10 protein-coding genes are annotated in these 10,147 nt (G+C 65.4%); 2 read left to right on the forward strand and 8 right to left on the reverse strand.

Annotated features, from left to right (window positions below; translation table 11 throughout):
* The coding region (locus tag NUV79_RS24815; RefSeq protein ID WP_257735750.1) for a tyrosine-type recombinase/integrase at positions 1-781 on the reverse strand (781 nt) is incomplete at its 3' end.
* 185 nt (positions 782-966) lie between these two features.
* Between NUV79_RS24815 and NUV79_RS24820 the strand changes: the two genes are divergently transcribed.
* A complete protein-coding gene (locus NUV79_RS24820) occupies positions 967-1,593 on the forward strand; it encodes a tyrosine-type recombinase/integrase (protein WP_257735751.1) in 627 nt (208 codons plus the stop codon).
* Between the two features lie 53 nt (positions 1,594-1,646).
* Here the strand turns inward: NUV79_RS24820 and NUV79_RS24825 are convergent, their stop codons facing one another.
* From NUV79_RS24825 to NUV79_RS24840, 4 genes are all read right to left on the reverse strand, one after another.
* Positions 1,647-2,678 carry a helix-turn-helix transcriptional regulator gene (locus tag NUV79_RS24825; protein ID WP_257735752.1) on the reverse strand — a complete coding sequence of 344 codons (1,032 nt, stop codon included), beginning with the start codon at positions 2,676-2,678 and terminating at the stop codon, positions 1,647-1,649.
* 132 nt (positions 2,679-2,810) lie between these two features.
* Positions 2,811-4,232: an arylsulfatase B gene (locus NUV79_RS24830; RefSeq protein WP_257735753.1), complete on the reverse strand. Its 1,422-nt coding sequence runs from the start codon at positions 4,230-4,232 to the stop codon at positions 2,811-2,813.
* Positions 4,233-4,262: 30 nt separating this feature from the next.
* On the reverse strand, positions 4,263-5,069 hold the full coding sequence (locus NUV79_RS24835) for a hypothetical protein (RefSeq protein ID WP_257735754.1): 807 nt from the start codon (positions 5,067-5,069) through the stop codon (positions 4,263-4,265).
* 29 nt (positions 5,070-5,098) lie between these two features.
* Positions 5,099-5,482, reverse strand: coding sequence for a hypothetical protein (locus NUV79_RS24840; protein ID WP_257735755.1), 384 nt, complete (start codon positions 5,480-5,482; stop codon positions 5,099-5,101).
* A gap of 147 nt (positions 5,483-5,629) precedes the next feature.
* Between NUV79_RS24840 and NUV79_RS24845 the strand changes: the two genes are divergently transcribed.
* Positions 5,630-7,960 carry a multiheme c-type cytochrome gene (locus NUV79_RS24845; protein WP_257735756.1) on the forward strand — a complete coding sequence of 777 codons (2,331 nt, stop codon included), beginning with the start codon at positions 5,630-5,632 and terminating at the stop codon, positions 7,958-7,960.
* Between the two features lie 56 nt (positions 7,961-8,016).
* Here NUV79_RS24845 and NUV79_RS24850 read toward each other — a convergent pair whose 3' ends face one another.
* The 3 genes from NUV79_RS24850 to NUV79_RS24860 all read right to left on the reverse strand — a co-directional run.
* On the reverse strand, positions 8,017-8,565 hold the full coding sequence (locus NUV79_RS24850) for an HdeA/HdeB family chaperone (RefSeq protein ID WP_257735757.1): 549 nt from the start codon (positions 8,563-8,565) through the stop codon (positions 8,017-8,019).
* 469 nt (positions 8,566-9,034) lie between these two features.
* Positions 9,035-9,598, reverse strand: a complete 564-nt coding sequence (locus NUV79_RS24855) for a lipocalin family protein (RefSeq protein ID WP_257735758.1) — start codon at positions 9,596-9,598, stop codon at positions 9,035-9,037.
* A 102-nt stretch (positions 9,599-9,700) separates the two neighbouring features.
* A partial coding sequence (locus NUV79_RS24860; RefSeq protein WP_257735759.1) for a hypothetical protein occupies positions 9,701-10,147 on the reverse strand: 447 nt, incomplete at its 5' end.

Genomic DNA, 10,147 nt, shown 5'->3' on the forward strand with positions numbered 1-10,147 from the left:
CGGTGGTGTCGAGCTTCCTGTGGCCGAGCAGAACCTGGATCACACGGATGTCGGTCTTCCGCTCCAGCAGATGCGTGGCGAAGCTGTGCCTGAGCGTGTGCATTGACACCCGCTTGTCGAGCTTCGCCGCAACGGCCGCTGCATGGCAGGCCCGGTTGAGCTGGCGCGTCGTGATCGGCTGGCCCGGCTGCTGGCCGGGGAAGAGCCAGCCGCGCGGGCGCTTCACCCGCCACCATTGCCGCAGGAGATCGAGCAGGTCGGGTGCGAGCATGACATAGCGGTCCTTGCGACCCTTGCCCTGCTCGACCCGGATCAGCATGCGGGCGCTGTCGATGTCGGCGACCTTGAGGTTGGCGATCTCCGAGACGCGAAGTCCGCAGCCATAGGCGATGCTCAGCGCGGCGCGGTCCTTCAGGCTCCGCGCATGGGCCAGCAGCAGCGCGACCTCCTGCGTGTCCAGCACGACCGGCAGGCGCTCCGGCGTCGGGATCCGCGCCATGCGATCACCGAAGCCGGTCCGGCCCAACGTGACGTGGAAGAAGAAGCGCAACGCCGTGCAGGCTAGGTTCATCCGGGCATAACTCGCGCCGAGCGAAGCCATGTGAAGCTGATAGCGCCGCAGATCCTCCGGCTCGGCCCGGTCCGGTGGCAGGCCGAGGAAGGCCGTGAACTCGCGGACCTGCCGGACATAGTCGCGCTGCGTGTGCGCGCCGAACCGGCGAATGGTCATGTCCTCGATCATCCGCTGACGCAGCGGAGTGACGGTGACGGCATCGATCATGGAAACCTCCGAGGATCAGGGGAAACGCCCCCCAAATCCTCGGATGCAGCTCATCACAGGCGAAATCTCAGCGATGACCGCGCCGCAGCGCCCTGCCGCGAGAGCGGCTTAGTCCCCTGGCGCTTAGCGATGGAGCGGATGAGCTATAGTGGTTTCGGATGCGGCATCCCGACGGAGGATGCGTTATGGTTGTCGAAGCTCAACCGATCCATCAGCGTCCGGCCTGGAATACCGGACGCATCATCGGCCCAAAACCGCCGCTGAAGCCGCGCCACATCTGGGCCATCAGGACACGTCTTCAGCACGACCGGCGCGTGCGTGATCTGGCGATGTTTAATCTAGCAATCGACAGCAAGCTGCGAGGCTGTGATCTGGTGCGACTGCGAGTGGGCGATGTCGTGCTCGGCGGAACCGTGAGGTTGAGAACGTCGATCATCCAGCAGAAGACCGGCCGGCCGGTGCCGTTTGAGCTAACGGACCCGACGCGGGAGGCGCTCACTGCTTGGCTCAGGAAGCGACCAGGTGAGAATGGTTATTGGCTCTTTCCCAGCCGCAGTCGGCCGGGCGACCATGTGACGACCCGGCAGTACGGACGGCTTCTGGACGATTGGGTCGCGCTGATTGGATTGGACCCTGCACTCTACGGTACCCATAGCCTTCGCCGCACGAAGGTCGCCCTGATTTACAAGCGCACAGGCAACCTGCGGGCCTGTCAGCTGCTGCTAGGGCACTCCAAACTGGAAAGCATCGTACGCTACCTCGGCATCGAAGTTGATGATGCACTGCTCCTGTCTGAGCAAATAGATCTGTGATCAGTTCGGCGCGGCGGCAATCGTCGCGCCGAACGTTGCACCAGACTGCATCTTTACTCAACGCACGCTGGGGCTATCGACACACCCTCTCGGCGATAATCGATCGGGGGGCGACCCTCCCAGCGTAGGAACGCGCGGTTGAAATGCGACGGTGCCGAGTAACCCAGCCTCATCGCGACTTCCGTCACACTGATGCGCTCATCCCTCAGCCAGGCTGTCGCAAGCTGATGTCGCCGGTCGTCCAGGATCTGTTCGAAAGGGGTACCGTAATCATCCAGCCTGCGCTGAAGCGTGCGGGACGACAAACCCAAGATACGAGCAGCGGTGGACAGCGTAACGGGGCGATGGGCCAGAGATGCGTCGACCATACGGCGGACTGCGAGGTCGATATCGCTCGCGCTCGGCCGGAAAGCGCCGATCGGTTCCTGACTTGTCGGGTCGGGGAAGCGAAAGCCAGCCGAATTTTTCGCGCGCAACGGTGTCGAGAGATCGGAGCGCTTCATGTGGATCCGCATTGCGCCTTGGTCTCCGAAGCTGACCGGCGCGCGGAAATGATCCTCGTAGCGCGCACGCTGTCCTTTGCAGCGATGGGGAAAGCTGACATGGCTGGGAGCCCAGCCGTCGCCGAGGAGTTGGCGAAGCATGGCGACGGTGAAGGCCCCGGCGCCTTCGTGCAAGAGCCAGCATGTCTCGTCGTCGCCGACAAGACGATGCGTCCAGATGGTCTCGTCTTCGCGCTTCTGCAGAACGATGGCGGTATGCGACTGCATCGTCGGCATCAGTTTGATCTGGGCCTGGAGGCAGGTTTCGGCGGTCGCGCCGGCCTTCATCGCGAGACCGATCGGACCGAGTTGCGCAGGGTCCGCTATCGCGCCAAGAGAAAGGCCGATCTCGGCCATCCCGATACTGCGTGCGGACAGTGCGAGAGCGTGGTGAATCTGCGATCGGGAAACCACCTTACCCGACGCAACGTCGTCCAGGCTCATGCCGACTTGGCGAAAGACCTTGTCGGGCTTCACCCCAGCCGCCGCCAGATGCGCTGGCAGCATGTGGATCAGAGCGGCTCGGGCTGCGGCGCGTGACATCTGGCCCCCCGCCCATGTCGTCGCATCGGGATCTGCCCCGCTGATGACGTAAGGGCAGATTCCATCATGATCCATACCGCGCGCGATGCAAGAGAATTCACGCCTCGGTTGTGTTATATGACGCGCCGTCGATCAGTCACCGGTGGCGAAGAAGGCGTCTTCGTTGGGGAAGGCCGGTGCCGGGACGTTGCGGCCGAAATAGGCCTTGAACGTCGACTGGAAGAATAGCGAGGGCTTCGATTCCCTGGCGAGGTCGTCGATGCGCTTCTGCAGCGCGGCGACAACAGGTTGGTTCTCGGCGGCGAGGTTCTTCGTCTCGCCCGGATCCTTGGCGATGTCGTAGAGCTCGACCTGCGCCGGCAGCGTGGTGCGCCAGAACAGTTTCCAGTCCCCTTGGCGGACGGCGCCGCGGAACATCTCGACATTGTAGACGATTTCCTTGCGCGGCGAAGGCACGCCGGTGCTGATCGTCTGCCAGACGTCGCTGCCGTCGAGCGGCTTGGTCCCTGCGGTGCCGGCGCCAGCCTGGCCCGCGAGCGTCGGCAGCATGTCGACGACGTGCAGCGGCTGGTCGACCTTGCCAGGCTTAATGCGGCCGGGCCAGTTGGCCAGCGCGACCGCGCGCGTACCACCCTCGTAGAGCGAGCCCTTGCCCTCCCGGAACGGCGCGTTGCTGGCTGGCAGCTTGCCCTCGGTATGGATCTGGCCGGCGAAGGTCGCCGAACGCGTGCCGCCATTATCGCTGTGGAAGACGACCAGCGTGTTCTCGCGCATGCCCTTCTTCTGCAGGGCGGCGAGCACGGCCTTGATCTGATCGTCCATGGCGTTGACCATGGCGGCATAGACGCGGCGGTTCGGATCGGCGATCGACTTGAAGCGGTCGACATACTCCTTCGGCGCCTGGAACGGCGTGTGCGGGGCGGTGAAGGCGAGATACATGAACATCGGTTTGGCCGTGTCATGTGCCTCGATGTAGCGCACCGCGTCCTTGCCGAGCAGAGTGGTGACGTAGCCGGGCTCGTCGAGCTTCTTTTCGTTCCGATACCAGTCGGTCACGCCCTGGATCTTGTGCGTGTTGTAATCGATCTCGCCGATCAGGCCGCCATATTGATAGTCGAAGCCGCGCTGGCGCGGCCAGAACTTGCGGTCGGCATGGCCAAGATGCCACTTGCCGATGATGGCGGTGTTGTAACCGGCTTCCTTCAGGAGCTGCGGCAGCAGCTTTTCGTCCAGCGGGATGCCGTAGGTCTGCTCGGGCAGGATGACGAAGCTCTGCAGGCCGTAGCGCAGCGGGTAGCGGCCGGTCATGAGCGCCGCACGGGTCGGCGTGCACATCGGCTGAACGTAGAACTGGTCGAGCGCCGCGCCTTCGTTGGCGAGCTGGTCGATGGTCGGTGTGCTGATCTCCGAGCCGTGGAAGCCGACATCGGCCCAGCCCAGATCGTCGGCGACGATGTAGAGGATGTTCGGTTTCTTCGCGCCTTGCGCCATGGCGGCGGCAGGAGCGAGAAGAGTCAGGGCGATGCAGGCCCAGCGAAGCGAGCGCGAGATCATCGTATTCTCCTGTCGGCGCGATAATGGCATTCAGAAGCGCGCGTTCAGGCCGAGCACCGGGCCCTGCTGCAGCGCATTGTAGATGAAGTCGCCGTTCCGGTAGCTCACCTTCATCGCGCGGTAGCCGGCGAAGGCGGAGATGCTGTCGTTGAAGGCGTAGCCGAGACCGCCGAAGACATCCCACTCGTAGCGGGAGCCGCCCTTACCGACGAAGCCGATGGTCGTGGCATAGAGCGAGGGGGTCAGGTTCACCTTGAGGCGGGCGCCGACGACGCCATCTGCCCATTGCTCGCTTTCGGCAAGCTTCAGGGTCACCGGCAGCACCTGCACGCGCAGCGTGTTTTTCATGGCGAAGCCGCGCACGCCGGCGAAGGCGTCGATGCTGTAGGCGGGATCGTCGATCAGCCGGTATCCAGCGGCGGCCAGCCCGATGAAGGCAGCGCTGTCGACCTTCACGCCGGCCGGATAACCGGCGGGGTAGACCGTCTTGTTCGGCGAGATCTTCGACGCGATGAGATCGACGAACAGCAGGTAGCGGTCGTATCGGACCTCGCCTGCGCCCATCAGGCCGCCGTCGAAATTCTTCATCACCTGGTCGAAGCCGATCGATACCTTGGCCGCCGGCAGCGGCGGCAAGGTGCGCAGCCTGCCCTCCAGGCCCGTCGCCCAGAGATAGGCGGATGCCGTGAAGGTCAGGCGCGGCGGCAACGGCTGCGGCGGTGCGGGCTCCTGCCTGGCAGAGGGAATGTCGGCGGCGAACGCAGCGGAGCCGGCGGTCAGTGCCGCAGCGAGCAGGGGTGCGACCGCAACCGGGCGGCGGGAAAAGCGCATCGTCATGGGTCCGTGTCTCAAGGCTATGAAGGGGGTCAGGGCTGTTTCGGTGCGACGCAGTAGTTCCAGTAGCCGCGCGTCTTGGTCGCATCGGACCAGAACCAGCACAGCTCCGGCGACGGTGCCTTGGGCACGCTGTTGACCGCGGCGACGGCGACGACCGTGCCGATGGTCACGCCCGCGACAACTCGGCCCCAATACCAGGGGCGCACGGCTGGAACGGGCCTGACCGGTGCGACCACGACGGTGCGGTGATGATGATGGACGCTGCGATGAGGAGCATGGCGGACCGCCCGATGCTGGGGCCGGTAGACTCCGGCGGGCTGCGCGATCGCGACCTCGGTCGATGCGGGAGACAGGAACGACAGCGCGGCGAGCAGGACGGCGAAGCCGGATCCGAGCAGGTTTGGACGGGTCATCGTGAAGCCATGCGGGCAAGGGCGTCGGGACGACGATGCTTAGTGGGGACACGCGGTCCCGACTTACCATTTCGCGCCAAAATCCGGTGTGCCTCCTGATCGCGCCGTCGGGACGACGCCGGGCGCACGACGTGGTAGCCGACAACAATGTGGCGCGACCGGATCCGCGATTGTCGAGAGCTGTGCTTCCTGGCGCCCTGGATCGTGCTGGTGGCGGCCGCCTTCGTCGCGACCGCATTTCTGACGTCCGGCGCGTCCTCGCGAAATACGGCTGAGAAAGCCGCTGCGCCGACCCATGTCGGGTCGCAGGCCTGCGCCGGCTGCCATGCCGCGCAGACGGTCGCCTGGACCGCCTCCCACCATGCCCACGCGATGGACCATGCCCGGCCCGAAACGATGCGCGGCGACTTCTCGGGCGTGGTCGTCGAGAGCGCTGGTCTGCGAGCCCGCTTCTTTCGGGAGGGCGACGCCTATCGCATCGAGACTGCCGGAAGCGACGGCGCATCGGCCGTCTTCACCATCAGCCACAGCCTCGGCTGGGAACCGTTGCAGCAATATCTGGTGACCTTTCCGGACGGCCGCATCCAGACCCTGCCCTGGGCCTGGGACACGCGCCCGGTCGCCGCCGGCGGGCAGCGCTGGTTCCTGGTCTATGGCGACGAGCCCATCGCGCCGTCCGACAGCCGCTACTGGACCCGGCTCCAGCAGAACTGGAACCATATGTGCGCGGAGTGTCATGCTACCGATCTGCGCAAAGGCTACGATGCCGCTGCCGATCGCTTCCGAACCACCTGGTCGGAGCTGGGCGTCGGCTGCGAGGGCTGCCACGGCGCCGGCGGCGGGCATGTCGCCTGGGCGCGGTCGGGCGCGGCGACAGGCGATGCGCTAAAGGGATTTGCATCCGTGGCCGCGATGCGGCCGGTCCCGGACTGGACGCCCGCCCCTCGGACCGGCAGTCCGGCCTCGGGCGTCGCGCGGCCAGCCGGCGACGAGGTCGAGACCTGCGCGCGCTGCCATGCGCGGCGCGGCCAGATCGGCACCGATTGGCGCCCCGGCCGCCCGATCGCGGAGACCCACAGCCCGGTCTCGCTCTCGGCCGGGCTGTTCGAGGATGACGGGCAGATGAAGGACGAGGTCTTCAACGACCACGCCTTCAAGCAAAGCCTGATGTATCGCAAGGGCGTCGTCTGCAGCGACTGCCACGATCCGCATTCCGGCAAGGTTCGGGCGGAAGGCGCTGCGATCTGCAGCCAGTGCCACCAGCCGGAGCGCTTCGAGAGCGTTGCTCATACCGGCCACGCCCCTGGTCCCGGAAAACCCGATTGCATCGGCTGCCACATGCTGGCGCGGACCTATATGCAGGTCGACCGGCGTCATGACCATTCCTTCCGGATTCCGCGTCCGGACCTCACCGTCACGATCGGCGTGCCCAATACCTGCAACGCCTGCCATGCCGACCGTCCCGCGAGCTGGGCGGCGGACGCCGTGGCACGCTGGCATGGTCCCGAGCGCAAGGGGTACCAGACCTACGCCGAAACCTTCCATGGCTCGCGCGCGAGCGATCCGGCGGCGCGCGAGGCCCTGCAGCGGCTCGCCGTCGATGCGCAGGTGCCGGCGCTCGCGCGCGCCACGGCGCTGGACGAGCTTGCAGGCTGGCCGTCCGCAGCCAGCGAGGCCGCTGCGGCAAAGGCCCTGTTCGATACTGATCCGGTCGTACGTGCCGCCGCCGTCCGGCGGCTCGAGGGACAACCGGCCGACAGAAGGCGTGCCGCGCTGCCGCTGCTGAGCGACCCCGTGCGTCTCGTCCGCGTCGCCGCCGGCTATCTGCTCGCCGATTTCGCTCCCGAAAGCCTTTCGGCCGCTGATCGCGATGCGTTGCCGATAGCGGTTGCGGAATATGAGGCCGCTCAGGCGATCGATCTCGACCGGCCCGAGGCGCGGGCCAATCTGGCCTTGCTGCGGATCAGGCAAGGCCGCCAGAACGAGGCCGAGGCTGAGTATGTCTCAGCGCTGAGGCTCGATCCGGGTGCGGCTGCGATCGCCGTACAACTGGCCGATCTCTATCGGCGAACCGGCGGGGAAGCCGAAGCGGAGCGCGTCCTCCGCGGCGCCCTCGCCGCCGCTCCAGATGCGGCGATCGCGCATCACGCGCTCGGTCTGTCGCTGATCCGCCAGAAACGGCTGGAGGAAGCGCTCATCCAGCTGAAGGCCGCGAGTGACGGCGATCCCGCAACCGCTCGCTTTGCCTTCGTCTACGCCGTCGCTTTGCAATCATCGGGCAAGCCGAACGAGGCGAGGAGCCTGCTCGAAGCCGCATTCGCGCGTCATCCCGCCGATGCCGACATAGCGGCGGCTTTGCTGCAAGGCGCGCTGCAAGCCGCCGATACCGTCAGGGCTTCCGCGCTCGCGCAGCGCCTTGTCATGCTGCGGCCCGACGATCGGCGTCTCGCCGAATTGGCCGCAAGGCTGCGCCGCTAGAACCCGCCGCGGACAGGTGGACCGGTCGGGTCGATCCGACCCGACCGGAGCGGCCGTTACTGCCAGCTCTTGCTGACGGTCGGCAGCAGGAGCTGCTTTTTGTTCTTGGCGCAGGCGGTCTGCACGGCCTTCTCGTGGCGGGCGAAGGCCTTGACGTCGATCTTCGCCGCATCCTTGTCGGCGGAGGCATAGCCGGCCGTCCAGGCGCTGACGATCAACTGCGTCTCCGGGTCGGAGCCGATGAAGTCGCCGCAGGTGATGCCGGCGGCATCGATCGAAGCCGGCCCGCCGCGGACCGCCGTGGCGTTGCGGGAGGCCGTCTCGATCAATGACATCACCGTCGCGGACGGGTTGGCCGCACACCATTTCTGCATGGTGGCGATATTGGCATGATAGACTTGCAGATTGAGCTCGGTGCGCCCGGCCTTGCCGTTGAACCAGCCGCTCATCCACGCCGCGAAGTCGCGCTTCGCAGGCGGCGTCATGGCCTGGTAATCGCGGCAGGTCGCCCGGCTGATGTCGTACTGCATCTGCGCTTGGCTGGCACTCGACAGGCCCAAGGCGCAGAAGAGCGCGGCAGGTAGAATGGTCTTGCTGATCTTCATCATCGTCATCCCAAAGGTAGGTCAGTGGTGCCCGCCTCCAGGACTAGCGTTTCCAGCAAAGTGGTTGCTTGCCATTTCGCGCCAGCAGGAAGCCGGTGAAGATCAGCTGCTGCCATCGTTGCAATGCGCCAAGCAGGTGATTGAGCGATATCGGGCCGGCCAACGCCCGGTTTGCGATGTCCGCTTCTGGGCAAGTCTCCAGTGACGGCTTATGGCGCGGCGCGAACAGCGAAGGAAGTATACTGGCCGCGGATGCGGCATTCCGATGGAGGATGCGTCATACTTGTCGAAGCTCAACCGTTCCATCAGCGACCGGCGTGGACACCGGGCGCATCATCGGCCCAAAGGCAGGCCGAGCTTATTGGCTGTCATCGAAAGAACAACCGGGAAACGCGGAGGTAACAGCCAGATGTCAGTGAGGCGGGCTTCGCCGACACCGCCCTCCACTGGCAGCTCTAGGGTTTAGCCTTCAGTCGGGCCTAGCGTTCGGCTGCTCGGGAAACTCGAGCTTGCCGACGTCGTAACCCAATGCCGCCGCACGCGCGACCAGCCGCTTGCGCTGTACCGGCGAGATCTGCGGATCGCGTGTGAAGATATACAGGTCGCGCAAAGTCGGGTCCGCCGAGATGAACCAGCTGTAGTTGTCCGCCCGGTCCAGAACCCAGTAGTCCCGCTGTACCGGCACGAAGCCGTAGAGTTTATAATCGACCCGAAGCTTGGCGTTGAAGCCGGGGTCGAGGATCGTGCCAGGGCCGCCAATTGTTTTGAGCTCGCCGCGTGGATTACCCATCCGACAGAAGTCAAGCACCTGAATACCGGCGCTGCGGCCCGGACGGTATTCCGTTCCGCCGGCGACGCAGCCATCTGTGATCGTCATAGGGCGGCGGGCAATTTCGCGCCACGTCCCGGTATAGAAGCGTTGAATGTCGATCCGCTTCCGTGGCTCTGGGGCCTTCTGCGCCTCAGTCATAGAGTTTCCCGCGCAGCCAGCGAGCGAAATGGTCGCGACGGCGGTGAGCAGGATCGACTTCATGGCTGCCTCCCTGGCGATAGGCAGCCGTTCTCCAGGCGCCTCCCGAGTATTACGCTTGAGGGCGCCGCGCGGATCCCTTTCGCCGGGCCGCCTGCGGCAAGATCAGCTGCAGGTGGTCAACTGTGCCGAGCAGATCGTGATGGGCGGAGAGCCGCTGGACGCGGCTCCGGGTACAATCCAGCCCCGCCCGATCGGCCTGTCCTCGAGACTGTGTATCGTCACCTCTACGCTTCCCGTTCGGCAAGCGTGAATGGCGGCGACATGAACGCCGGGTTCGCCATCTCCGCTCGGGAACGGAATTGAAACTGGCGCTTGGGCAGAGGGAGTGGCTCTAAGGCCGTCGCCAGATTGAATGTGAAAATCGAGCCGCGATCCGTGCACCCAGCCCCGGCCTCGATACCATTTACCCAGCTTCCGCTTCTCGTCAGCTGTCTCGATGTCATCGACGTTGGCATTCTCGATCAGGAAGAAGCCATCCTTGGTCGCCATGACGTTTGGAGTGCGCCCCTTGAGGCGGACAGCGCGACGGTAAGCAATTGACCGGGAAGC

The organism is Allobosea sp. 47.2.35 (assembly GCF_024655635.1).
Taxonomy (GTDB): domain Bacteria; phylum Pseudomonadota; class Alphaproteobacteria; order Rhizobiales; family Beijerinckiaceae; genus Allobosea.

Bases quoted from the DNA above. Each gene is read 5' to 3' on its own strand.
- NUV79_RS24820 (WP_257735751.1), top strand. From the start codon at position 967: ATGGTTGTCGAAGCTCAACCGATCCATCAGCGTCCGGCCTGGAATACC.
- NUV79_RS24825 (WP_257735752.1), bottom strand. From the start codon at position 2,678: ATGTCACGCGCCGCAGCCCGAGCCGCTCTGATCCACATGCTGCCAGCG.
- NUV79_RS24830 (WP_257735753.1), bottom strand. From the start codon at position 4,232: ATGATCTCGCGCTCGCTTCGCTGGGCCTGCATCGCCCTGACTCTTCTC.
- NUV79_RS24835 (WP_257735754.1), bottom strand. From the start codon at position 5,069: ATGACGATGCGCTTTTCCCGCCGCCCGGTTGCGGTCGCACCCCTGCTC.
- NUV79_RS24840 (WP_257735755.1), bottom strand. From the start codon at position 5,482: ATGACCCGTCCAAACCTGCTCGGATCCGGCTTCGCCGTCCTGCTCGCC.
- NUV79_RS24845 (WP_257735756.1), top strand. From the start codon at position 5,630: ATGTGGCGCGACCGGATCCGCGATTGTCGAGAGCTGTGCTTCCTGGCG.
- NUV79_RS24850 (WP_257735757.1), bottom strand. From the start codon at position 8,565: ATGAAGATCAGCAAGACCATTCTACCTGCCGCGCTCTTCTGCGCCTTG.
- NUV79_RS24855 (WP_257735758.1), bottom strand. From the start codon at position 9,598: ATGAAGTCGATCCTGCTCACCGCCGTCGCGACCATTTCGCTCGCTGGC.